The following is a 23462-nucleotide window of genomic DNA, read 5'->3' on the forward strand; positions in this document are numbered from 1 at the left end:
GGCCTGGCGACGCTGCGCCAGCTCGCCATCGCCGACGACGCCGGCCACGTCAATCCGAACGGCGGCGCCATCGCGCTCGGCCATCCCCTCGGCATGTCCGGCGCCCGCATCACCGGTACCGCCGCGCTCGAACTGCAACTGACCAGCAAGAAACGCGCGCTCTCCACCATGTGCATCGGCGTCGGGCAGGGCATCGCCGTCGCGCTGGAGCGGGCGTGACGGACGTTCACCACTCTTGCCGCCGCCGCGAGCCCCCCTCTGCCCTGCCGGGCATCTCCCTCAAGGGGGGAGATTGAATGGGGGATCGTCTCGCCCACCTTCAGCGGTGCCGGTTAAGCAAGGTTTTCGCGTCTTGCCAATCTCCCCCCTTGAGGGGGAGATGCCCGGCAGGGCAGAGGGGGGTAGATCGGGCCACCGCGGCGCTCCTCCCCTCACGCAAGTCTTGCCCCCAGGCAATCCAACATTGACAGCACCCCCGGGCTCCTGCACCCATGCGGACCGTATTTTTCGCATCGATGACGGGTCCGCCATGTCCAAGACCACCCGCGCCACCCAGGCCCTTGCCAAGGCCGGCGTTTCCTTCACCGTCCATACCTACGACTACGACCCCGATGCCGACCGCGTCGGCATCCAGGCGGCCGAGGCGCTGGGGGAGGATCCGGGCCGGGTGCTGAAGACGCTGATGGCGGAGGTGGACGGCAAGCCGGTCTGCGTCATCGTGCCGTCGGACCGCGAGGTCAGCATGAAGAAGCTGGCGAGCGCCTTCAGGGGCAAGTCGGCCAACATGATGAAGCCGGCGGATGCCGAACGGCTGACGGGCTTCGTCGTCGGCGGCATCAGCCCGTTCGGCCAGAAGAAGCCGGTGCCGGCCGCGATCGAGGAGGCGGCGCTGGTCCATGACCAGGTCTACATGAACGGCGGGCAGCGCGGCCTGCAGGTGCGCCTTGCCCCGCGCGACGCGCTGGCGGCGCTGAAGGCGATCGCCGCAGCCGTCATCGCCTGATTGCGCCTTCTCTTTCGGCGCCGGGCACACTAAGTTTCCTTCATCCGAAGAGAACAGACAGGCATGCCATGACCTATCCCGCCAATTCCGCCCCCGCCGTCGATCCGCAAAAGCTCGACAAGCTCGCCGAAGTCGCCGTGCGTGTCGGCCTTCAGCTCCAGAAGGGGCAGGATCTCGTGATGACGGCGCCCATCGCCGCCCTGCCGCTCGCCCGCCTCATCACCAAGCACGCCTATATGGCCGGCGCCGGCCTCGTCAGCACCTTCTATGCCGACGAGGAAGCGACGCTCGCCCGCTACCACCATGCGCCGGACGAAAGCTTCGACCGGGCCAGCGACTGGCTCTACGAGGGCATGGCCAAGGCCTATGCCAACGGCGCCGCGCGCCTTGCCATTGCCGGCGACAACCCGATGCTGCTCTCCGGCGAGGACCCGGCCAAGGTCGCGCGCGCCAACAAGGCGAATTCCATGGCCTACAAGCCGGCGCTGGAGAAGATCGCCAATTTCGACATCAACTGGAACATCGTCTCCTATCCGAACCCGTCCTGGGCCAGGCAGGTATTCCCGAACGACCCCGAGGACGTGGCGGTCGAGAAGCTCGCCAATGCCATCTTCGCCGCCTCGCGTGTCGACGTCGCCGATCCCGTCGCCGCCTGGGCGGCGCACAATGCGGGCCTTGCCAGGCGCTCGGCCTGGCTGAACGGCGAGCGCTTTGCCGCGCTGCACTTCAAGGGGCCGGGCACGGACCTCACCGTGGGGCTGGCGGACGGCCACGAATGGCACGGCGGCGCCTCGACGGCCAAGAACGGCATCACCTGCAACCCGAACATCCCGACGGAAGAGGTCTTCACCACGCCGCATGCCCTGCGCGTCGAGGGCCATGTCTCCTCCACCAAGCCGCTCTCCCACCAGGGCACGCTGATCGACGACATCCAGGTGCGCTTCGAGGGCGGCCGGATCGTCGAGGCGAAGGCATCGAAGGGCGAGGCGGTGCTGAACAAGGTGCTGGACACCGACGAGGGCGCGCGCCGGCTCGGCGAGGTGGCCCTCGTGCCGCATTCCTCGCCGATATCGGAAAGCGGCATCCTCTTCTACAACACGCTGTTCGACGAGAACGCCTCCTGCCATATCGCGCTCGGCCAGTGCTATTCGAAATGCTTCCTTAACGGCGCGAGCCTGACGCCGGATCAGATCCGCGCGCAGGGCGGCAATGAAAGCCTCATCCATATCGACTGGATGATCGGCTCGGACAAGGTGGACATCGACGGCGTGCGCGCCGATGGCAGCCGCGTTCCCGTCATGCGCGGCGGCGAGTGGGCATGACCCATCTCGGCGTGATCGGCGGCGGCGGATGGCTGGCCGGGGCCTTGCTCCGGCCGGTGCTGGCCGACCGCCTCGTCATGCCGGCCGACCTCGTGCTGTCCTCGCGCTCGGGCAACATTTCAGGCTTCGAGGCCTGGCCGGGCGTGCACATGACGACGGACAACGCGATCCTCGTCGATGCCTGCGACATCATCGTCCTGTCCGTGCGCCCCGGCGATCTCGACGAGATCGACGTCGACCTGCGCGGGCGCTTCGTCATCTCCGTCATGGCGGGGGTGACGGTGGAGGAAATCGGCGACCGTTTCGGCGCCCGGCGCATCGTGCGGGCGATGCCGAATGCCTGCGCCGAGCAGCGCCTCTCCTTCACGCCCTGGTGCATGACCGACGACGTGCGCGATCCGGAGGCGGATTTCGCGCGACGCTTCTTTGCCGCTTCGGGCCGGCCGCATTTCATCACCGACGAGCAGGAACTCGACTATTTCACCGCGCTCACCGGATCGGGCGCGGCCTTTCCGGCGCTGATGGCGGATGCGATGATCCGCCATGCGATCGAGGCGGGCATCGGTCCGGAGACGGCGGTCCTTGCGGTACGCCAGCTCTTCCTCGGCGCCGCCACGCAGATGGCGAGCGTCAGCGACACGCCGGCCGATATCGTGGAACTGTTCATGGAGTATCATGGCACCACGGCGGCCGGCCTTTCCGCGATGATCGACGCCGATCTCGCCCATGCCGTCTTCAGCGGGCTGACGGCCGCGCGCCGGCGGGCGCAGGACGGCGCGGACTGACCTTGCCCGGCGCCGGGCGGGCGGCCTGGGCCTGCTGGCTGAGCCAGACGCTTCCAAGCACCACGAACATGCCGACGACCTGCAGGAGGCCGAGATCCTGCCCGAGCAGCACCCAGCCGAGCACGACGGCGACGAGGGGGCTCAGGAAGCCGAGCGGCGAGATCGTCGCCGGGTCGAGCCGCGCCAGGCCGCGGAACCAGACGATATAGGTGAGCGCGGCGCCGATCAGGCCGAGATAGAGGAAACCGAGCAGGTTTTCCGCCGTCGGCGCCGGCAGGGCCGGCTCGAACCAGAGCGCCACCGGCACCAGCAGCAGGCCGCCCGCGGTGAGCTGCCAGGCGGTGAAGGTGAGCGGCGGCACCGGCGGCTTCCAATGGTGCGACAGCACCGTGCCGAAGGCCATGGCGACCGCGCCGGCAAGGCCGGCGGCAATCCCGATCGGATCGAGGGCCGCCGAGGGCGTCAGCACCAGCAGCGCCACCCCGCCGATGCCGGCAAGGCCGGCGAAGACGGCGAGCGGCCGCACCGCCGTGCCGATCACGGCGCGGGAGAGCCCGAGCACGATCAGCGGCTGGATGGCGCCGACCGTCGCGGCGACCCCGCCCGGCAGGCGATAGGCCGAGACGAACAGCATCGCCCAGAAGAACGAGAAGTTCAGCGCGCCGAGCAGGACGGTCCGCGGCCACCACACACCCTGCGGCAGGCGCCGGACGAGGAGAAGCAGGAGAAGCCCTGCCGGCAGCGCGCGCAACATGGCGACGGTGAGCGGATAACCGGCCGGCAGAAGCTCTGTGGTGACGATGTAGGTGCTGCCCCAGATGGCCGGGGCGGTCGCGGTGAGAAGGACGTCGGAGGCGCGGGGCATAATTATCTCCAAACAAAGAATCTTGATATCAAGATATATCATTTTATCTTGACGTCAAGACAATGGCGCCGTTAAGTCGCGCCATGGATCACGTCGACAGAATTCTCGCGCAGTGGAAGCAGGAACGGCCGGACCTCGATGTCGAGCCGATGGGCCTGCTCGGCCGCCTCGCGCGGCTGCGCACCCGTCTTGCCCGGGAAACCGAGAAGGCGCTGGCGGCGCACGGGCTGAACGCCGCGAGCTTCGACGTGCTGGCGACCCTGCGCCGCGCCGGTCCGCCCTACCGGCTTTCGCCGGGCGACCTGCTCGCCACCACCATGGTCAGCTCGGGCACGATGACCAACCGGCTCGACCAGCTCGAAAAGGCGGGCCTCATCGAACGCGCGCACAATCCCGAGGACCGGCGCAGCGTCATCATCGCGCTGACGCCGAAGGGTTTCGCGCTGGTCGATGCGGCGGTGACGGCCCATGTGGAGAACCAGCATCGCCTGCTGGAGGCGCTCGGCACGGACGAGCGCGCGGCGCTGGACGGCCTGTTGCGAAGGTTCCTCGCCGCGTTCGAATAGCGCATGTCCGCTTTTCTCGACGCAGGACCGCTTGGCACCTTTGCTGGAATTGCTCCCGGTCAGATGCGGCCGGCGAGCCGCTCGACCCGCGCAAGATGCGCCTTGCGTTTTTCCTCGCTCGCGCGGTCCATGTCGTGCAGGCTCACCATCCTGAAATCGAGGCCCTTGGCGCAGAAGGCGGCGATGCCGCGCTTCAGGAGCCGCTTCACCGGATTGCCCATGTAGAGATGCACCACCCACCAGGGCGAGCCGGTCGTGGTGAACGCCCAGAACAGGCGGATATTGCCGAGCCGCGGCTGGATGCGCCCGCCGGCCGGATCGTTCTCGAAGGCGACGCCGGGCGCGAACACCCGGTCGAAGAAGCCCTTCAGGATGGCCGGGAAATTGAACCACCATTGCGGAAAGACGAGCACCAGCCCCTCCGCCTCTTTCAGGCGGGAAACGAAAGGTTCGGCTTCGGACGGGTCGTAGCCCGGCTCGAAGTAGCGGGCGCGCTCGGACGGCGTCAGGCGCGGGTCGAAGCCCTCGCGGTAGAGGTCGAGCAGATCGACCGCATGGCCGTTCGCCTCCAGCCGCCGCCGCACCGTGTCGGCGACGCTTGCGGCGAAACTTTCCTCCAGCGGATGGGCGAGCACGAGCAGGATGCGCATGCCGGCCTCAGAACAGCGAGCCCTGGCGGGGCGCGGGCTTCTCCTCCGCCTCGCCCTTCGCGGCCTTCCTGCGCGGCGGCGTGCCGCCGCCCGGCCCAGTGACGGCGTCCACCGTGCCGTCGGCGAACTCGATGGCGATGGCGCGGCCGGGGCCGAGGCCGGCGGCGCCCTTCACCGGCGCGCCCTCCTCGTCGCGCACCAATGCGTAGCCACGCTTCAGCACGTTGCGGTAGGAGAGCGATTGCAGCATGCGGTCCTGCGCCTGCAGGAGGGCGCGGCGGCGGGCGAGATCGCCGGCGAGCGCGCTTTCGGCGCGCAGCGCAAGGCCCGACAGGCGGTCGCGCGCCCGGCCGGTCTGCGCGGCGATGCGGGCGGGGGTCGCGCGCAGCGAGACGTCGAAGGCGGCAAGGCGCGCGCGGAGCTGGTCGAGCCGGCGCTCGACGATGCGTTCGGCGCGCTGCAGGCGGTCGGCGACGCGCTGGCGGCGCTCGGCGATGCGGGAGAGAAGCATGTCGGGCCGCAGATGCGCCGCCGTGCGCTCGAAGGCGCGGCGCTTGCCCGCCGTGTTCATCTGCAGGCCGCGGCCGAGGCCCGCCGCCGCCTCGTCGAACCGGCGGCGCGGCAGGGCGAGGAGCTGGTCGAGCGAGGGCAGCGCCCGGGCGAGCGCGCGAACGCCCTGCCGGCGGCTGTCCATCTGGCGCGCCGTGGCGCCGCGCAGGCGCGCGGTGAGCGAGGCGACCTCCGCATCGAGATCGGCCTTCACCGGCACTGCCATTTCGGCAGCCCCCGTCGGCGTCGGGGCGCGGCGGTCGGCGGCGTGGTCGATCAGCGTCCAGTCCGTCTCGTGGCCGACGGCGGAAATGAGCGGGATCGTCGAGGCGGCCGCGGCGCGCACGACGATCTCGTCGTTGAAGCTCCAGAGGTCCTCCAGGCTGCCGCCGCCGCGCGCGACGATCAGCACGTCCGGCCGCGGCACCGCCCCGCCGGGCGCAAAAGCGTTGAAGCCCTCGATGGCCGCGGCGACCTCCTGCCCCGAGCCCTCCCCCTGGACCTTGACCGGCCAGACGACGACATGGACCGGGAAGCGGTCGGCGATGCGGTGCAGGATGTCACGGATGACGGCGCCCGTCGGCGAGGTGACGACGCCGATCACCTTCGGCAGGAACGGCAGCGGCCTCTTGCGCTCCGCATCGAAGAGGCCTTCGGCGGCGAGCTTGCGGCGGCGCTCCTCGAGCAGCGCCATCAGCGCGCCGGCCCCGGCCGGCTCCAGCGCCTCGATGACGATCTGGTATTTCGAGGAGCCGGGGAAGGTGGTGATCTTGCCTGTCGCGATCACCTCCATGCCCTCTTCCGGCTTGAAGCGCAGGCGCGAGAAGCTGCCCTTCCAGATCACCGCGTCGATGCGCGCGCGATCGTCCTTCAGCGAGAAATAGGCGTGGCCCGAGGAATGCGGGCCGCGATAGCCGGAGATCTCGCCGCGCACGCGCACCTGGTCGAAGGCCTGCTCGACCGTGCGCTTGATGGAGCCGGAAAGCTCCGACACCGAATATTCGGCAAGATTGCTGGGCGAATCAGTCTCGGGGAAAAAGCTCATGCGGCAAAGTGTAGTGCGTTTGCCGGCGGATGACAGGGTGCCGCGGCCGGCATCCCCAGCCCACTTTGCCGTTCCCCCGCGCTATTCGGGCCTCACCCGGTAAAGACGCAGCACGGCGCCCTGCGTGGCTTCGACCGGTTCGAGATAGGCCGGCACCTCGCCCTTCAGGAGGCTGGCATAGAGCCCCTGCGGCTCCGCGTCGGCAATCAGGTTCGTCTGGGCGTTACGCGGGCAGAAGGCGAGCAGCGTCACATCGGCGCCGCGCAGGAACGCTTCGGCCTGCCGGGGATTGGACAGGCCGATATGCAGTTCCGTCAGCATGCCGCCCTGGTTGCGGTGGTAAGGCGCCGAGAGCACGCGGTGGCCGGTGAAGCGCAGGATCGGCGCACCGAGATCCGAGACGGCGGCGACCACGCCGACCGGCTCGCGGGCGAGCGGCGCCAGCACGGCCTCGTCGGTGCAGGAGGGCGGCTTCGCGCCCGCCGTAAACTGAGCGCGCAGCACGTCGCCCGACTGGCCGGGCAAGAGCGCGCCGGCAAGCGCCCAGGTGGCGGGCGTCGAGGCAAGCGTCAGGCCGGCAAAGGCAAGGCCAAGCTTCAGGTTCTTCGGCTCCGCATTGGCAGCGCTGCGCAGTTGGGCGATCATCCGGCCGAGCGGGATGGCCGCGAGCCCGTAGACGAAGATCGCGCCGCGGATCTGGATGATCGACACGGCGAAGGCGACGACCAGCAGCGCAAGCAGGATCAGGTGCATCTCGGCGGCTTCGCGGCGACGCACGCTCCAGAGGCAGGCGGCGATGGCGAGAAGGCCGGTGGCGTAGAAGCTGGCGATCGAGGCGGGATCGAGGCGGAACTGGGCGGCGGCCGACTGGGCCTCGATAACCATGTCGAGCCAGAAGGTCTTCAGAAGCGGGTCGAGCGCATCGAGCGGATTGGCAAGGCATCCGGGCGCGATCAGCAGCACCGCGGCGGCAACGACGCCGCCCGCGCCCGCAAGCGCGGCAAGCCGGCCGTAGAACGGCCAGGCGCTCGCCAGCGATGCCGTCAGGAACAGCGTGCCGCCGCCCAGCGTCGCCAGCGCGTAGAAACCATAGGACAGGCTGTCGCAGGTCACCTGCGTATAGTGCGACGGCGCGACGGTCGCGAAGAAGGCGCCGGTCACCGTCAGGGCGAGGGCGAGGCTGAAGGCGGTGGCCGCATCGCGGAAGGCACGGCCGTGCCAGGCCCAGCGCAGGGCGACGACGAGGCAGACCGTGCCGATCAGCGGCGTCGTTTCCGCGCCGATGGCGATGGCAAAGCCGGCAAGCACGCCGGCAAGGGCATGGTCGCGCGCCCGCATGTCGGGCGAGAGCAGCATCGCCGCAATGCCGGTCACCAGCGCGATCTGCACGTTGTGATGGTCGATCGAGCCGGGCTGGAAGCGATTGAGCGACACGACGAGGATGGCGGTCAGGACCAGCGTCGCATGCATCGCCATGGTGCCGCCCAGCCGGTAGCCGGCAAGCCCCGCGCCGAAGAGCACCGGCACGACGAGGAACGATGGCCAGACCGCGAGCGCCAGCGCCTCGGCCTGCCGCTGGCCGGCGAAAAGCGAGAAGAAGCTGATCAGGTTGGCGATCGGCAGGTCGACGAAGCGCGACCAGTGCATGGGCGTGCCGCCCGCAAGGCCGAGGCGGTATTGCGTCGTGTCGAACCAGCTCTGCCCGGCCAGGAGGTCACGCACCACGACGAGCCGCATCGTATCGTCATTGTCCGCCCCGACATAGTCGCTCGCGAAGGGCAGTGACAGCACGAGCAGCACCGCGATCGTCAGCAGGCTGTAGAAGGCGAGCACGCGCAAGGTCATCCCGGTGCGCCCGGCAGGCGCGTCCCCGGTTGCGAACGGCAGGGCCGCAGGCATGGATTTCGACACGTTTCGCCCCTTCGTCCGTCATTGGAAGCCAGCCGAAACCTAGCCTTAACCTTCTCAAGAAATAGTAAAACCGTGGGTCGCATGAGGCCGCCCCACACAGGAGAATGCACGCCATGACGGAAGCCTTGCTGGAAGACCTTGAGATCGCCGTGCTGCTGCCCTGCTACAACGAGGCGCAGACGATCGGCGACGTCGTGAGCGGTTTCCGCGCCGCGCTGCCCTCGGCCCGCATCTATGTCTACGACAACAACTCCACGGATTCGACCGCGCTGCGCGCGGCGCTGGCGGGCGCGACCGTCGTGCGCGAACGCCGCCAGGGCAAGGGCAACGTGGTGCGCCGCATGTTCTCCGACATCGAGGCCGACATCTACATCATGGCCGACGGCGACGGCACCTATGCCGCCTCCGACGCGCCCGAGCTCATCCGCACGCTGATCACCGAGGGTGCCGACATGGTGGTCGGCACGCGCCGCGGCGTCACCGCCGATGCCGGCCGGCAGGGCCACGCCTTCGGCAACCGCATCTTCAACACCCTCTTCCGCTCGCTGTTCGGCAACGATTTCTCCGACATCTTCTCCGGCTACCGCGCCTTCTCGCGCCGGTTCGCCAAGAGCTTCCCGGCCGTTTCCGGCGGATTCGAGATCGAGACGGAAATGTCGGTGCACGCCTCGCGCCTGCGCATGCCGATCGCCGAGCTGGAACTCGACTACGGCCGGCGGCCGGAGGGCTCGCATTCGAAGCTCTCGACCTTCAAGGACGGCGCGAAGATCCTCTGGATGTTCGCCATGCTGATGAAGGAGACGCGGCCCTTCGTGTTCTTCGGCGCGATCAGCGGCCTCTTCATGACGGCAAGCCTCACCTTCATGGCGCCGGTTCTGGCGGCCTATTTCCACACCGGCCTCGTCGAGCGCATGCCGACCTGGGTGTTTTCGCTCGCCCTGATGATGATCTCGTTCCTCGTCTTCTCCGCCGGCCTCATCCTCGATTCCCTGGCGCGCGCCAGAGCCGAGCAGCTGCGCATCCACTACATGAACCAGTCCGCCGGCCGGTACGTCCGCACCGCCCGCAAGGCGGACAAGGCGGCGCGGCATCTCGCGGCCTGATCGAACGGAAGACGACCATGAACAGGGAAACCACCAACCGCATCCGTTTCGTGATCGAGGACGTGCTGCCGCCGATCCTGCGCGATTCCGCGCTGTTCAAGCAGGCCGCAAGCCTCGTCTGGGGCAAGCATATCGGCAAGCTCGCGACGTTCCGCGAGCGCGCGCCCTTCCTCACCGCCGCGGAATATGAGGATCTTTATCGCGAACATCCGCGTGTCCATGCCGGCACGGACAATTCGCGGGCCTGCATCGACCGCATCGTCGCCTCCATCGTCGGGGACAGCGTCTGCGACGTCGGCTGCGGCACCGGCGCGCTGCTCAGCCACATCAAGGCGGGCAATCCCGGCCTGAAGCGGCTGACGGGCGTCGATTTCGTCGTGGAGGATGCCGCGAGCATCGCCGGTGTCGAATATGTCGCGGCGATGATCGAATCCCTGCCCTTCGCGGACGGCGAGTTCGACACGGTCGTCTGCACCCATGTCATCGAGCATGTGCTGGAATACCGCCAGGCGATCGCGGAGCTGCGCCGCATCGCCCGGCGGCGGCTGATCATCGTCGTGCCGCGGGAGCGGGAATACCGCTACAGCTTCAACCCGCACTTCAACTTCTTCCCCTATACGCATTCCTTCCTGCGCGCCGTGCATCCCGTGCCGCAGCGCCATGTCTGCGTCGATATCGGCCGCGACATCTTCTACATGGAAGACCGCGCGGAGCCGGACGCGTGACGACGAGCGCCTACAGCCCCGCGATCTGGGCCGGCCTCCTCGGCACGCCGCTCCTGATCGCGGCAGGACAGGTGCTGTTCAAGCTGACGAGCGGCACGACCGGCGACTTCGGCCTCAAGGGGCTGGCGGCGCTGGCGTTCAACCCGCTGCTGCTGCTGGCGCTCGCGATCTACGGGGCCGGCACAGTCATCTGGATCTTCGTGCTGAAGGCGGTGCCGCTGACGATCGGCTATTCCTTCATGGCGCTGACCTTCTGCTTCGTGCCGCTCCTCGCCAGCCTCTTCCTCGGCGAGGCGCTGACGCTGCGCTATGCGCTCGGCGCCTTTCTCATCATCGGCGGCATGCTCGTCATCAACGGCTGAGCCTATCCTTCGAAATGCGCCCGCGTCTCGGCATCCGCCGGGAAGAAGCTCTCGATCAGCACGCCCTGCACCAGCGCGTCCTGCGCCGAGCCGAAGGAAGTGAGCGTGGTGATCCAGTTGAAGTGCTTTGTCCCGATCTTCATCTCGATCGGCAGGATCGGCAGCCGGTCCGTCTCCGGAAAGGCCTCCAGCGCGGCCCGGATGTCGGCGGCGCCGGCCAGCCTTTCGATGCGCTTCGAAAGCGGGCTGCGCGGGCCCTGCAGCCAGGCCTCGGCGCGGATGCGATGCACGAGGTCGGCGGCCGATTGCGCCCAGTTGACGACGATCGAGCGCAGCGGCGTCGGGCCGAGATAGGCATCGAGGAAATTGTCGCCCGGCGAGACCGCGATGCCCGCCATGCCGGCAAGGCCGAGAAAGGCCTGGTTGGCGGCGAGCACGTTGTATTCATGGTCGAAGACGACGCCCGGATAGGGATCGTGCCGCGCGAGGATGAGGCCGATCGCCTCCGCCACGGCCGGCGGAAAGGCCGCAAGGCTCGCCGCCGGCGCCGTCGCGAAGCGCGGGCGGAAGCCGGCGGCGGAAAACAGCATGCCCTGGTCGCGCGCGGGAATGTCGAGCACGGCGGAGAGGCGAAGGATCATGCCTTCCGAGGGGCGCGAGCGGCCGGTTTCGAGGAACGAGAGATGGCGGGCGGAGATGCCGGCCTCGGTCGCCAGCTCCAGCTGGCTCATGCGCCGGTGGCTGCGCCATTCCTTCAGGTGTTCGCCGAATTCCATTGTCGCCTCCCGTTCGGTGCCCGCGTACTCAACAGGAAGCGCGGCATGATTTCCATTACCTCCAAGGTAATTGGTTTGCATCCCCGCCCTCGGCAGGATGGGCCCATCGAAACGAAAGGAGCCTACCATGTTCGCCACCCTCAACCGCAACCTTCTGAAGTCCGTCATGCTCTTCGACGGCGTCTTCTCGCTGGCCGTGGCCGCCGGCCTCTTCGCCTTCTCCGGCCCGGTCGGCGCCCTCGTCGGCCCGCATGCGACGCCGGCCGTCCTCCACGGCTTTGCCGCCTTCTTCGTCGTCTGGGGCGTCTTCCACGTCGCCGTCGGCCGGCAGGCGCGGCCTTCGCCCGCTGCCGTCCGCGTCGCCATCGCCGGCGATACGGCCTGGCTCATCGGCAGCCTCGCCGTCCTCGTCTTCGCCAGCGGCGGGCTGACCTTCGCCGGCATGGGCCTCATCGCGCTCGCCGCCGTCGCGGTCGCCGACATCATGCTGCTCAAGCAGATCGGCCTTGGCCGGCAGCAGCGCGCCGCGCTTGCCTGACCGCACCGATGCCCGCATCCCCTTCGCCCTCGCCAAAAGCGGGGGCGCTGCCGTTCCAGGTCCCGCGCAACGCGTCATCTATCACCTGGGGGAGATTCCCCTTCTCCGAAAAATGCACTACCGTCGCGCCCGATTGAACACGGGGAGCCTTTCATGCGCGTCATTTTTTCCGAGGACCACAAGCTCAGGAACGCCCGCAGCGAGCTTTACGGCGGCGAGCTGGTGGCGCCCTTCGAGGCGCCGTTCCGGGCGGAATGGATCCTGGCGGCGGTCAAGGATGCCGGCTTCACCGACGTTTCCGCGCCGGAACGCCACGGGCTCGAGACCGCGCTGAAGGTGCATGACGCCGGCTACCTTTCCTTCCTGGAAGGGGCTTGGGAGAAATGGAAGGCCGCCGGCTACAGGGGCGAGGCCATCGCCACCTCGTTCCCCGTGCGCCGCACCTCGCCGCGCATCCCGACCCAGATCGACGGCCTGCTCGGCTATTATTGCAACGCCACGGAAACGGCGATCTCGCCCGGCACCTGGGAAGCCGCCGTCTCCTCCATGCAGAGCGCGGTGACCGCGGCCGATATCGTCGCGGACGGCGCGAAGGCCGCCTTCGCGCTCTGCCGCCCGCCGGGCCACCATGCCGGCATCGACAGCTTCGGCGGCTATTGCTTCATCAACAACGCCGCCGTCGCCGCCCAGCGCTTCCTCGACAAGGGCGCGAAGAAGGTTGCCGTGCTCGACGTCGACTTCCACCACGGCAACGGCACGCAGGACATTTTCTACGAGCGGGGCGACGTCTATTTCGCCTCGCTGCACGGCGATCCGGCCGAAGCCTTCCCGCATTTCCTCGGTTATGCGGAAGAGACCGGCAAGGGCGCCGGCGAAGGCACGACGCAGAACTATCCCATGCCGCCCGGCACGCCCTTCTCCGTCTGGGAAGCGGCGCTCACCGATGCCCTGAAGCGCATTTCGGCCTTCGGCGCCGAGGTCATCGTGCTCTCGCTCGGCGTCGATACCTTCGAGAAGGATCCGATCTCCTTCTTCAAGCTGACCTCGCCGGATTACATCACGATGGGACGGGCGGTCGCGGCAAGCGGCGTGCCGGTGCTCGTCGTCATGGAAGGCGGCTACGGCGTGCCGGAAATCGGCCCCAACGTCGCCAACACGCTGAAGGGCATTGCCGGCTGAGGCCAGCATCAATTTTCCTGAAGCAAGGCGTCACGATTATCCATTTGCCGCGTGACGCCCCCTCCTCTAGAGCATTTCCAGCCGAAGCGAAGTCGCTTTTTGCGTCGGATAATGCGGTAAAAACAAGAATCTGGAGCACCGGGAGGGCTTTTCATGGCCGACCAACGGACAGCGACGGGCGGCGGGCTTTCGGGCTCGGGCAATGCGGGTCTCCTCACCGGCATCCTGCTATGCTTCGGCTCGATGTCGAGCATCCAGTTCGGCTCGGCTTTCTCGGCGACCGCGATCGATGCCTACGGCCCCTCGACCACCACATTCCTGCGCCTCGTCATGGCGGCTGCGATCCTGGCCCTGATCGTTCGTCCGCCGATGCGCGCCTACAGCCGCGACCAGTGGAAGAGCGCCATGCTGCTCGGCGCCACCATGGCGGCAATGACACTCTGTTTCTTCGCGGCGATCCACCGCATCCCGCTCGGCCTTGCCGTCGCCATCGAGTTCCTCGGGCCGCTGGCGGTCGCCACCTGGTCGCTCGGCGCGGGCTGGCGGTTGATCTGGCCTGGCGCGGCCTTTATCGGCGTCGTGCTGCTGTCGCATGACGGCGCGGGCTGGGTCGGCGATCCCATGGGCATGCTGTTTGCCTGCGGTGCCGGCGTCGGCTGGGGCACCTACATCATCCTCATGAAGAAGACCGGCGCAGCGTTCAAGGGGCTCGAAGGGCTCTCCATGTCGCTGGTCTTCGCGGCCATCGTCGCGGCCCCCTTCGGCCTGCCGCGCGCCGCCGAGGCGCTGAACCCGGAAGGGCTCGGCATGATCCTCGGCCTTGCCGTGCTCGTGCCGCTCCTGCCCTATGCGCTGGAGATGACCGCGCTGCGCCGCATGCCGATGTCGGCCTTCGGCATCCTGATGAGCCTGGAGCCGGCGCTCGGCGCGCTCGCCGGCTTCCTCGTGCTCAGCCAGCCGATGACGCCCCTGCAGATGCTCGGCACGGCGCTGGTGGTGGCGGCAAGCGCGGGTGTCACGTCCAGCGGAAAGGACGAAGGCGAGGGGAAAACCGCCTGAAAGCGGCCTCTTTCATGTTCCTGCCGCAATCGCTAGGTTGAAGCAGAATCATCGACGTTTCCGGGGACACTCCATGTACAAGAAAGTTGCGCTCGTCGCGCTCGCCGCGACCTACCTTTCCGCCTGCACGACGACGGATCCCTATACGGGCGAGCAGAAGGTTTCCAACACGGCCGGCGGTGCGGCGATCGGTGCGGGCGTCGGCGCGGTTGCCGGCCTCCTGATCGGCAACAACCCGGTGCAGCGCCGCAATGCCGCGCTGATCGGCGCCGGCGTCGGGGCGCTGGCGGGCGGCGCCATCGGCAACTACATGGACAACCAGGAAGCCGAGCTGCGCGCCCAGCTTCAGGGCACCGGCGTTTCCGTCACGCGCATGGGCGACCGCATCATCCTCAACATGCCGTCGAACGTCACCTTCGCCACCGACCAGGACCAGGTGATCCCGCCGTTCTATCCGACGCTCGATTCGGTCGCGCTCGTCTTGCGCAAGTTCGACAAGACGCTGATCGACGTCGACGGCCACACCGATTCGGTCGGCAATGCCGGCTACAACATGGACCTCTCCAACCGCCGCGCCAACTCGGTCGCCAACTATCTGGCCGGCCGCGGCGTCGACCCGCGCCGCATGTCGGCGATGGGTTACGGCCTGGAACGCCCGATCGCCTCCAACGCCTCGGAAGCCGGCCGCGCGCAGAACCGTCGCGTCGAGATCGCGATTTCGCCGCTCAAGCAGGGCTGATCCGTCGGCGGTTGGCGCGTCGGGCCGTCACGGCCCTTCGCGGCCCGGCCCCCATTCCAGCCGCTTGTAGTCGAAACCGTATTTCAAGGTCGGCTTGACGATCTCGAAATAGGGCGAGAGGTCGAAGTCGCGCGGCGTATAGAGCGAATGATGGCGGATATGCAGGATTTCCTCGCGCGAATAGGTCGAGGTCGCCGCGGCATGGCCGGGCGCGCGCGTGACGTCCGGCAGGATCGGGTAGCGGATCATCTCGAAGGCTTCCGCAATCAGCGTCGAGCAGATCGCCCGCGTCGGATCGCCTGAGCCGAAGGCGATCAGGCGGCGGCGCCAGCGCACCGGCACGGGCGGCGTCGGCAGGAAGTAGCGCAGCATGTCCGTGATGTTCTTCAGATCGTATTTCAGGCCGAGGCGCGAGACCATGAAGGCAATGAGCGCGTCGCGATCCTCCGGCGTCAGCCCGACCGGGCGGCAGATGCGCGTGTTGTAGGTACGGTACTTGGTGAGCGGCACGGCGACGCAGCCCTCGCCGAGATTGACCTCGATGAGCTGCGGGCGCTGCGTGGCGGGCAGCGCCGCCTGGTCCAGCGTCAGCGGCACCTCGTCGCCGACGAAGAACGCGGCATGGGACCAGGTGGACTGCGTCAGGTACTTGATCGCCGCCGAGACCTTCTGGTTGCCCTCCACCAGAAGCACGTCGCCGGGCCGCAGCGTGCGCGCCAGCGTTTCGGGGTCGGAGGGCGTATAGGGCTCGTAGCCGGAGGTCTGGCTTTGCAGCTTGTCGGCGAAACGGCGGCCGATGCGATCGAGCAGCGTGTCGCGGCTTGCGTTAAGCGGCTTCAGTCCGGCGGTCACGTCGCGTCCTTCGCAGTGTGGATCGTTTCCGCTTTTCCCCGAATCGCGAAAACGCTCCATCTGTTTGTCTTTACGCAATTCCGGACGCAAAACCGCTGCGCACTTTTGCTGGAATTGCTCCAGGCCCCGGCCACTCTAGCCTTACGCGCGACATCCTGTCGAGGTTGACCGGAGCAGCTTCGATCCTATATTTAGAATTATTCTAAACTGGATTGTCGTCAATGTTCTCCCGTCTTCTCCATCCCGGCAAACGCAGCCTCGAATCCCTCAGCGAACAGGAAATCCTCGCCCTCGCCATTTCCTCGGAAGAGGATGACGGGCGCATCTATCTCGCCTATGCCGATGCGCTGCGCGACGCCTATCCGCATTCCGCCCGCATCTTCGAGGAAATGGCGGAGGAGGAGAGCCATCACCGCCAGCTGCTGATCGACCGGCATGTGGCGCGCTTCGGCGACCGCATCCCGCTGGTGCGGCGCGAATATGTGCGCGATTTCCCCGAGCGCAAGCCGGACTGGCTGATCGCGAACATGCCGCTCGAGGCGATCCGCGCCCAGGCCGAGGCGATGGAGGAGGCCGCGCACCGCTTCTACCTCGCCGCCGCCTCGCGCACGCAGGACGCGGCGACGCGAAAGCTGCTCGGCGACCTGGCGCTGGCGGAAAAATCCCATGAATCGCTCGCCCGCCGGCTCGGCGAGCAGCACATACCCGCCGACGTGAAGGCGGAGGAAGACCAGACGGCGCGGCGGCAATTCGTGCTGACCTATGTGCAGCCGGGTCTTGCCGGCCTGATGGACGGCTCGGTCTCGACCCTCGCGCCGATCTTCGCCGCCGCCTTCGCCACGCAGGACACCTGGCAGACCTTCCTCGTCGGTCTCTCGGCCTCGGTCGGCGCCGGCATCTCCATGGGCTTCACCGAAGCGGCGCATGACGACGGAAAGCTCTCCGGCCGCGGCTCGCCGGTCAAGCGCGGCCTTGCCTCGGGCATCATGACGGCCTTGGGCGGCCTCGGCCATGCTTTGCCCTATCTCATCCCGAACTTCATGCTGGCGACGACCATCGCCGTCTTCGTCGTCTTCGTGGAGCTGTGGGCGATCGCCTTCATCCAGAACCGCTACATGGAAACGCCGTTCTTCCGCGCCGTTCTCCAGGTCGTGCTCGGCGGCAGCCTCGTCCTGGCCGCGGGCGTGCTGATCGGCAATGCGTAAAGGGATAAGTTCTACCGGCCTGTCGGGCGGTTCATGTCGCGCACCACCCAGCGGAAGAAAAGATAGACGCCGACGCCCATGATGGCGAGCGGCAGGAGATTGGCAGCAGAATCCATGTCGACCTCTATACCCTCCCGACAAGGGAATTAAGGTCTTGCTAACCAATCTTCAATCCACGAGCAGGCGACGGTCCGTTCACAAAATGCGACCGACGCTCACGAATTGGCAAGCGGGGCGTCGCCGCCCCGCTCCTGTCCCGGTCAGGCGCGCAGCGTGCCGCCCGTGGTCTTGGCGACATTGCCGACGATCCTGGCGGTGAGCGCCTCGAAATCCTCGTCGGTCAGCGTCTTGTCGGTCGGCTGGAAGACGACCTCGATGGCGACCGACTTCTTGCCTTCGCCGAGCGATGCGCCCTCGAAGACGTCGAAGACGTTGACGGCGGCGATCAGCTTGCGGTCGGCACCCGTTGCCGCGCGCACGATGGCGCCCGCTTCCACCGTCTTGTCGACGACGAAGGCGAAGTCGCGCCTGACGGCCTGGAAGGGCGAAAGGTCGAGCGCCGGCTTGGTGCGGGTCGCTTTCTTCTTCGGGTCAGGCATGGCGTCGACGAAGATCTCGAAGCCGCAGAGCGCGCCGGAGACGTCGAGCGCGCCGAGCGCCTTCGGATGGAACTCGCCGAAATATCCGAGTACGATCTTCGGCCCCATCTTGATCGTGCCGGACCGGCCCGGGTGATACCATGCGGGCGCGCCCGGCTCGATCTGCACATTGCCCATCGGCAGGCCGCAGGCCTCGATGACGGCAAGCGCGTCGGCCTTGGCGTCATAGACGTCGACCGGCTTGCCGCCGCCCTTGGCGGCGTTCGACCAGAGGCGGCCGGAACCGGAAAGCGAAGCCGTGCCGCGGCGCACGCCGCCGGCAACGCGGCGCTGCCCCTCGGGCCTGTCGTTTTCATAGGTGCCGGAGACCTCGAAGAGCGCGACGTCACTATGCCCCTTGTCGGCATTGCGCTGCGCGGCGGCGATGAGGCCCGGCAGCAGCGAGGGGCGCATGTCCGACATGTCCGACGCGATCGGGTTGGAGAGCGCCAGCGAGGCCGCGCCGCCGCCGAAGAGCTCCGCATGGGCCTTCGGGATGAAGGACCAGGTGACGGCCTCCAGCATGCCGCGCGCGGCAAGCGCCCGCTTGGCAAGGCGCGAGCGGATCTGCAGCGTGGTCAGGATGCGGCCGTTGACCGCCCCGTGGCTTTCGAGCGGCGCCGGCTTGATATTGTCGACGCCGTGGATGCGCATGACCTCTTCCACGAGATCCGCCTTGCCCTCGACGTCGGGACGCCAGGAGGGCACCGCGACGGAGACGCGCTCGCCCGCGCCCGTGACGGTGAAGCCGAGGCGCGTCAGGATGTCCACGCTCTCTTCCGGGGAGACGTCAAGGCCCGTCAGGCGCTTGACCTCGGAGAAGGGGAAGTCGACGACCTTGGCCGAAAAGCCCTTGTAGCCGACGACGTCGGTTTCGGCGGCCACGCCGCCGCAGAGCTCCAGCACCAGTTCGGTGGCGCGTTCGAGGCCGGGCACCATGTATTGCGGGTCGACGCCACGCTCGAAGCGGTAGCGCGCATCGGTGATGATGCCGTGCGCGCGGCCGGTCTTGGCGATGTTCATCGGGTCCCAGAGCGCCGATTCGATCAGCACGTCGACGGTGTTCTCGTCGCAGCCCGAATGCTCGCCGCCCATGATGCCGCCGATCGATTCGACGCCGTCATCGTCGGCGATGACGACGTTGGACGGGTTCAGCGTGTATTCGCGTGTGTCGAGCGCCAGCACCTTTTCGCCTTCCGCCGCGCGGCGCACGACGAGGTTTCCCTTCACCTTGGCCGCGTCGAAGACGTGCAGCGGGCGGCCCTGGTCGAAGGTCATGTAGTTGGTGATGTCGACGAGCGCGTTGATCGGGCGAAGGCCGATGGCGAGAAGCCGCTGCTGCATCCAGCGCGGGCTCGGGCCGTTCCTGACGCCGCGCACGAGCCGGAGCGCGAAGCCCGGGCAGAGATGATCGTCGCCGCCGAGTTCCAGCCTGACCTTGACCGGCGTCTCGCCTTCGACCTTGAAGGACGGTGCCTTCGGGGCCTTCAGCGTGCCGAGGCCGGCGGCGGCGAGGTCGCGGGCAATACCGAAAATGCTCGTGCAGTCCGGGCGGTTCGGCGTCAGGTTGATCTCGATGACCGGATCGTCGAGGCCGGCATAGGCGGCGTAGCTCGTGCCCACCGGCGCATCGGCCGGCAGGTCGATGATGCCGTCATGGTCGTCGGAGATCTGCAGCTCCTTTTCCGAGCACATCATGCCGCGGCTCTCGACGCCGCGGATGGTGCCGACGGCGAGCGTCACGTCGATGCCGGGCACATAGGTGCCGGGCGCGGCGAAGGCGCCGACAAGGCCGGTGCGCGCATTCGGCGCGCCGCAGACGACCTGGATCGGGTCGCCCTTGCCGGTGTCGACCATCAGAAGCTTGAGCTTGTCGGCGTTCGGATGCTGCTCGGCGGAAACGACCTTGGCGATGACGAAGGGCTTGAAGGCCGCCTTGTCGTCGACGTCCTCCACTTCGAGCCCGATCGCCGTCAGCTTCGCGCAGATCTCTTCGAGCGTGGCGTCGGTGTCGAGATGGTCCTTCAGCCAGGAGAGGGTGAATTTCATGATCTTTCTCCTTGGATGCCGGTTACGCGCTGAGGCCGCCGAACAGGGTCGGCATGTCGAGCGGGCGGAAACCGTAGTGGCTCAGCCAGCGGACGTCGGCGTTGAAGAAGTCGCGCAGGTCCGGCATGCCGTATTTCAGCATGGCGATGCGGTCGAGGCCCATGCCCCAGGCAAAGCCCTGGTATTCGTCGGGATCGAGCCCGCCGGCGCGCAGCACGTTCGGGTGCACCATGCCGCAGCCGAGGATCTCCATCCAGTCCGTACCTTCGCCGAACTTGACGATCGGACCCGACGAGCGGTCGCACTGGATATCGACCTCGAAGGACGGCTCGGTGAAGGGGAAGAAGGACGGGCGGAAGCGCATGGTGACGCTGTCGACCTCGAAGAAGGCCTTGCAGAATTCCTCCAGCACCCAGCGCATGTTGGCGACGTTCGCCTTCCTGTCGACCACGAGGCCCTCGACCTGGTGGAACATCGGCGAATGGGTGGCGTCCGAATCCTGCCGGTAGGTCTTGCCGGGAATGATGATGCGGATCGGCGGCTGCTGCGCCTCCATGGTGCGCACCTGCACGGGCGAGGTGTGCGTGCGCAGCACCTTGCGCTCACCCTTCTCGTCCGCCGGGAAGAAGAACGTGTCGTGCATCTCGCGGGCCGGATGGCCCTCCGGGAAGTTCAGCGCCGTGAAATTGTAGTAGTCCGTCTCGATATCGGGACCCTCGGCGATGGAGAAGCCCATATCGGCGAAGATCGCGGTGATCTCGTCGACGATCTGGCTGATCGGATGGATGCGGCCGCGCTCGGCGGGCGAGGAGCGCACCGGCAGGCTGACATCCACCGTCTCGGCCGCAAGGCGCGCCTCGATGGCGGCGTCGCGCAGCGCCGACTTGCGCGCGGTGATCGCGTCGGTGACGCGGGTCTTCAGCGCGTTGATCGCCGCGCCGCGGGTCTGGCGCTCTTCCGGCGACATGGTGCCGAGCGTCTTCAGGAGTTCGGAGACGGAGCCCTTCTTGCCGAGGGCGCCGACGCGCACGGCTTCGATCGCCGCCTCGTCGGACGCTTCGGCGACGGCGGAAAGGAGGCCATGTTCCAGTGTGTCGAGTTCAGTCATCTTTACCTGCTTTGCTTGCGTCGGCCGCGCGGGGCGGCAGGAGAACCTGCGACAGATAGCGGGTTGCGGCGAGGAAACGCCGCAGATCACTACCCATGTGCACGCGCCCGATCAATCGGGTGAGCCATAAAAACTTGGCGAGGAACGCCACGAGAAGACAGAGTTCGGCAAGCGCATCGCCCGGCGCGCTCTCCATCCAGGCGGAAAGGGCCCGGCCGGCGGTCGTCTCGCCCTCCAGCGCACTCGGCACGAGCTGGAGGAACAGCAGCCAGAGGTCGCGCGCCTGGGCGGTCGGCAGCGGCATGACGGCTTCCGGCTCCTCCTCGAAATCCATGTAGCCGACACGGCCGCCCTCAAGGAAGAGATCGCGCGGGTGCGGGCGACCATGACAGAGCCTTTTGGCATGCAGCGCGCCGAGATCGGCGGCGCAGGCGACAAGCAGGTCGTCGTGGTCGGCCGGATCGGCCGATTTCAAAACCCCGAGCTGCGCGCCGATCGTCGGACCGGCATCGGAGAGCACGAGCGCGCTGCCGGAGCGGTAGAGCACCTTCGGCACCGGCAGGCCCGCAGCCGCGAAGGCCGCGATCCGCCGCACCTCGCGGTCGACCATCGCCTTCCTGTCGAGCTGCGGCGAGGGCCGCAGGAAGGGTTTGCGGAACAGAAGGGCGAGAGCGTTTTGCGCCCACAACCAGAAAACCGGCCGCTCCGTGCCGTAGCGCTTCACCCAGACGGTGCCGAACGACATCTCCACGCGCTCGATACGGCGCGCGCCACGGGCAAGGACGGCGAGAAGCGTCTCGATATCCTTGGCCGTCGCGTCCGGGATCGCGGAAAGATCGTTCAGCCTGCCATCCATCTCCAGTCCTTTAGCGAGGCCGGTCCACAAAGCAAAACCCGCACCGGTTCCCCGGCGCGGGTTTCACAACGAAACGATGTTTTGGTTGTGGAAGCGCCGGTCAGTTGACGGCGGCTTCAAACTCGTTCTTCGTGCCGGCATCCTTGAGGTATTCCAGCGCCTTCTTGGCGGCTGCGACGAGCGCGCCGAACGCTGCGGTCTCATGGATCGCCATGTCGGACAGAACCTTGCGGTCGACTTCGATGCCGGCCTTGTTGAGGCCGTCGATGAAGCGGCCATAGGTCAGGCCGTGCTCGCGGACGGCAGCGTTGATGCGCTGGATCCAGAGCGCGCGGAAATTGCGCTTGTTGACCTTGCGGTCGCGGTAGGCGAACTGCTTGGAACGATCAACCGCGGCCTTGGCGGCGCGGATGGTGTTCTTGCGGCGGCCATAGAAGCCCTTGGCTGCCTTCAGCGTCTTCTTGTGCTTGGCGTGGGAGGTTACGCCGCGTTTTACACGTGCCATGTCATGATCTCCTTAACGTATCAAATCGCGCGATTAGTCTCAGAGACCGTTCGGCAGGTAGTTCTTGATGACCTTCTTGCCATCGGGCTCGGCCAGCACCATGGTGCCGCGCGCGTCGCGAATGAACTTGTTGGTACGCTTGATCATGCCGTGGCGCTTGCCGGCAGCGGCAGCGACGACCTTGCCGGTCGCGGTGATCTTGAACCGCTTCTTGGCAGACGACTTCGTCTTCATCTTGGGCATTTTGCTACTCCATTCTTCTTGAATTCGAGATGGCTGACGAGGCCATCTCCAGCGTAAAGAACGGCCACGGCATGCCCTGCCGGACCGTTCGGACGGCGGCTTGTAACCGATGTCCCCCAAAAGCGCAACCGGAATCCGTGAATTGCGGCATCCGGCGCGCAGAAACGGAAAAGCCGCCCCGAAAGGCGGCTTCGATCCGGTGGTCGTGAGGTCGCGATTACCGCGGAGCCAGCACCATCATCATCTGGCGGCCTTCGAGCTTCGGCTCGGCCTCCACCTTGGCGATGGTCAGCGTGTCTTCCTTGACCTGCATCAGGAGCTTCATGCCGAGTTCCTGGTGGGCCATTTCGCGGCCGCGGAACTTCAGCGTCACCTTGACCTTGTCGCCCTCTTCGAAGAAGCGATTCATCGCCTTCATCTTCACGTCATAGTCATGCGTGTCGATGTTCGGGCGCATCTTGATTTCCTTGATCTCGACGATCTTCTGCTTCTTGCGCGCTTCGGCCGCCTTCTTCTGGTTGGCGTATTTCAGCTTGCCCAGGTCAAGGATCTTGCAGACGGGCGGTTCGGAGTTCGGCGAAATCTCCACGAGATCGAGGCCGGCTTCTTCGGCCATGCGGAGCGCCTGATCGGTCGGGACGATACCGTGGTTGTTGCCGTCGGCATCGATAAGCTGAACCCGGGGAATCCGGATTTCCTTGTTGGAGCGCGGGCCGTCCTTGACGGGAGCTTCCGCTTTGAAGGGTCTGCGAATGGTCGTGTTCTCCTCGAACTGTTTCGATAGGTATGGATCTGCGTCGACCGGGCCGTTTGCCCGCCTGGCGGCGTT

General features: G+C 67.2%; 24 protein-coding genes and 1 pseudogene. 13 read left to right on the top strand and 12 right to left on the bottom strand.

Annotation, left to right across the window (positions count from 1 at the left end; genetic code table 11):
* From MUU56_RS26530 to MUU56_RS26545, 4 genes and pseudogenes are all read left to right on the top strand, one after another.
* Positions 1-219 (top strand): annotated as a pseudogene (locus tag MUU56_RS26530) (3-oxoadipyl-CoA thiolase); the annotation flags it as partial.
* Positions 220-529: 310 nt separating this feature from the next.
* Positions 530-1003: a Cys-tRNA(Pro) deacylase gene (gene ybaK / locus MUU56_RS26535; protein WP_244770289.1), complete on the top strand. Its 474-nt coding sequence runs from the start codon at positions 530-532 to the stop codon at positions 1001-1003.
* A gap of 68 nt (positions 1004-1071) precedes the next feature.
* Positions 1072-2325, top strand: coding sequence for an aminopeptidase (locus MUU56_RS26540; protein ID WP_244770290.1), 1254 nt, complete (start codon positions 1072-1074; stop codon positions 2323-2325).
* Positions 2322-3110, top strand: a complete 789-nt coding sequence (locus MUU56_RS26545; RefSeq protein ID WP_244770291.1) for a pyrroline-5-carboxylate reductase family protein — start codon at positions 2322-2324, stop codon at positions 3108-3110. Before MUU56_RS26540 ends, MUU56_RS26545 begins: the two co-directional genes overlap by 4 nt.
* Here the strand turns inward: MUU56_RS26545 and MUU56_RS26550 are convergent.
* Positions 3061-3975: an EamA family transporter gene (locus tag MUU56_RS26550; RefSeq protein ID WP_244770292.1), complete on the bottom strand. Its 915-nt coding sequence runs from the start codon at positions 3973-3975 to the stop codon at positions 3061-3063. The two genes, MUU56_RS26545 and MUU56_RS26550, sit on opposite strands and share 50 nt — an antisense overlap.
* Positions 3976-4058: 83 nt before the next feature.
* Between MUU56_RS26550 and MUU56_RS26555 the strand changes: the two genes are divergently transcribed.
* Positions 4059-4541, top strand: a complete 483-nt coding sequence (locus MUU56_RS26555; RefSeq protein ID WP_244770293.1) for a MarR family winged helix-turn-helix transcriptional regulator — start codon at positions 4059-4061, stop codon at positions 4539-4541.
* A 59-nt stretch (positions 4542-4600) separates the two neighbouring features.
* Here the strand turns inward: MUU56_RS26555 and MUU56_RS26560 are convergent, their stop codons facing one another.
* The 3 genes from MUU56_RS26560 to MUU56_RS26570 form a co-directional block, all read right to left on the bottom strand.
* Positions 4601-5191 carry an NAD(P)H-dependent oxidoreductase gene (locus MUU56_RS26560; RefSeq protein WP_244770294.1) on the bottom strand — a complete coding sequence of 197 codons (591 nt, stop codon included), beginning with the start codon at positions 5189-5191 and terminating at the stop codon, positions 4601-4603.
* Positions 5192-5198: 7 nt separating this feature from the next.
* Positions 5199-6785: an exodeoxyribonuclease VII large subunit gene (xseA, locus tag MUU56_RS26565; protein WP_244770295.1), complete on the bottom strand. Its 1587-nt coding sequence runs from the start codon at positions 6783-6785 to the stop codon at positions 5199-5201.
* An 81-nt stretch (positions 6786-6866) separates the two neighbouring features.
* Entirely contained in the window at positions 6867-8630 is a 1764-nt protein-coding gene (locus MUU56_RS26570) for a hypothetical protein (protein WP_244770296.1), read from the bottom strand.
* A 179-nt stretch (positions 8631-8809) separates the two neighbouring features.
* On the opposite strand from MUU56_RS26570, the gene MUU56_RS26575 reads away from it, so the two are divergent.
* Genes MUU56_RS26575 through MUU56_RS26585 form a run of 3 tightly spaced genes read left to right on the top strand, consistent with a single transcriptional unit; the run spans position 8810 to position 10886 of the window.
* A complete protein-coding gene (locus MUU56_RS26575) occupies positions 8810-9799 on the top strand; it encodes a glycosyltransferase (protein ID WP_244770297.1) in 990 nt (329 codons plus the stop codon).
* Between the two features lie 17 nt (positions 9800-9816).
* Positions 9817-10524 carry a class I SAM-dependent methyltransferase gene (locus MUU56_RS26580; protein WP_244770298.1) on the top strand — a complete coding sequence of 236 codons (708 nt, stop codon included), beginning with the start codon at positions 9817-9819 and terminating at the stop codon, positions 10522-10524.
* Positions 10521-10886 (top strand): DMT family transporter, encoded by a 366-nt coding sequence (locus MUU56_RS26585; RefSeq protein WP_244770299.1) that lies wholly within the window; start codon positions 10521-10523, stop codon positions 10884-10886. The genes MUU56_RS26580 and MUU56_RS26585 overlap by 4 nt, the downstream gene beginning before the upstream one ends.
* A 2-nt stretch (positions 10887-10888) precedes the next feature.
* Here MUU56_RS26585 and MUU56_RS26590 read toward each other — a convergent pair whose 3' ends face one another.
* A complete protein-coding gene (locus MUU56_RS26590; protein WP_244770300.1) occupies positions 10889-11662 on the bottom strand; it encodes a helix-turn-helix domain-containing protein in 774 nt (257 codons plus the stop codon).
* A 127-nt stretch (positions 11663-11789) separates the two neighbouring features.
* Here MUU56_RS26590 and MUU56_RS26595 point away from each other — a divergent pair, with 127 nt between their 5' ends.
* From MUU56_RS26595 to MUU56_RS26610, 4 genes are all read left to right on the top strand, one after another.
* A complete protein-coding gene (locus MUU56_RS26595; RefSeq protein WP_244770301.1) occupies positions 11790-12200 on the top strand; it encodes a hypothetical protein in 411 nt (136 codons plus the stop codon).
* A gap of 153 nt (positions 12201-12353) precedes the next feature.
* Positions 12354-13379: a histone deacetylase family protein gene (locus MUU56_RS26600; protein WP_244770302.1), complete on the top strand. Its 1026-nt coding sequence runs from the start codon at positions 12354-12356 to the stop codon at positions 13377-13379.
* A gap of 153 nt (positions 13380-13532) precedes the next feature.
* Positions 13533-14438: an EamA family transporter gene (locus tag MUU56_RS26605; protein WP_244770303.1), complete on the top strand. Its 906-nt coding sequence runs from the start codon at positions 13533-13535 to the stop codon at positions 14436-14438.
* A 73-nt stretch (positions 14439-14511) separates the two neighbouring features.
* Complete coding sequence (locus MUU56_RS26610; protein WP_244770304.1) at positions 14512-15177, top strand: YiaD family glycine zipper/OmpA-like lipoprotein; 666 nt, start codon at positions 14512-14514, stop codon at positions 15175-15177.
* 27 nt (positions 15178-15204) lie between these two features.
* On the opposite strand, the gene MUU56_RS26615 is transcribed toward MUU56_RS26610, so the two are convergent.
* On the bottom strand, positions 15205-16029 hold the full coding sequence (locus tag MUU56_RS26615) for a C40 family peptidase (RefSeq protein WP_244770305.1): 825 nt from the start codon (positions 16027-16029) through the stop codon (positions 15205-15207).
* A gap of 221 nt (positions 16030-16250) precedes the next feature.
* On the opposite strand from MUU56_RS26615, the gene mbfA reads away from it, so the two are divergent.
* Entirely contained in the window at positions 16251-17234 is a 984-nt protein-coding gene (mbfA, locus tag MUU56_RS26620; protein WP_244770306.1) for an iron exporter MbfA, read from the top strand.
* A 260-nt stretch (positions 17235-17494) separates the two neighbouring features.
* Here mbfA and pheT read toward each other — a convergent pair whose 3' ends face one another.
* The 6 genes from pheT to infC form a co-directional block, all read right to left on the bottom strand.
* Entirely contained in the window at positions 17495-19921 is a 2427-nt protein-coding gene (pheT, locus tag MUU56_RS26625; protein WP_244770307.1) for a phenylalanine--tRNA ligase subunit beta, read from the bottom strand.
* Positions 19922-19943: 22 nt separating this feature from the next.
* The gene (pheS, locus tag MUU56_RS26630) at positions 19944-21029 is read right to left on the bottom strand and encodes a phenylalanine--tRNA ligase subunit alpha (RefSeq protein WP_244770308.1); all 1086 of its coding nucleotides are present in this window, start codon (positions 21027-21029) and stop codon (positions 19944-19946) included.
* The gene (locus tag MUU56_RS26635; protein ID WP_244770309.1) at positions 21022-21885 is read right to left on the bottom strand and encodes a BUD32 family EKC/KEOPS complex subunit; all 864 of its coding nucleotides are present in this window, start codon (positions 21883-21885) and stop codon (positions 21022-21024) included. Before MUU56_RS26635 ends, pheS begins: the two co-directional genes overlap by 8 nt.
* Positions 21886-21985: 100 nt before the next feature.
* Positions 21986-22390: a 50S ribosomal protein L20 gene (rplT, locus tag MUU56_RS26640; protein ID WP_064332218.1), complete on the bottom strand. Its 405-nt coding sequence runs from the start codon at positions 22388-22390 to the stop codon at positions 21986-21988.
* A 39-nt stretch (positions 22391-22429) separates the two neighbouring features.
* The gene (rpmI, locus tag MUU56_RS26645; RefSeq protein ID WP_024270153.1) at positions 22430-22633 is read right to left on the bottom strand and encodes a 50S ribosomal protein L35; all 204 of its coding nucleotides are present in this window, start codon (positions 22631-22633) and stop codon (positions 22430-22432) included.
* A 217-nt stretch (positions 22634-22850) separates the two neighbouring features.
* Positions 22851-23387: a translation initiation factor IF-3 gene (gene infC / locus MUU56_RS26650; RefSeq protein WP_244770451.1), complete on the bottom strand. Its 537-nt coding sequence runs from the start codon at positions 23385-23387 to the stop codon at positions 22851-22853.
* Positions 23388-23462 lie beyond the last annotated feature (75 nt).

Origin of the sequence: Shinella yambaruensis (assembly GCF_022899355.1) — a bacterium.
Lineage (GTDB): Bacteria > Pseudomonadota > Alphaproteobacteria > Rhizobiales > Rhizobiaceae > Shinella > Shinella yambaruensis.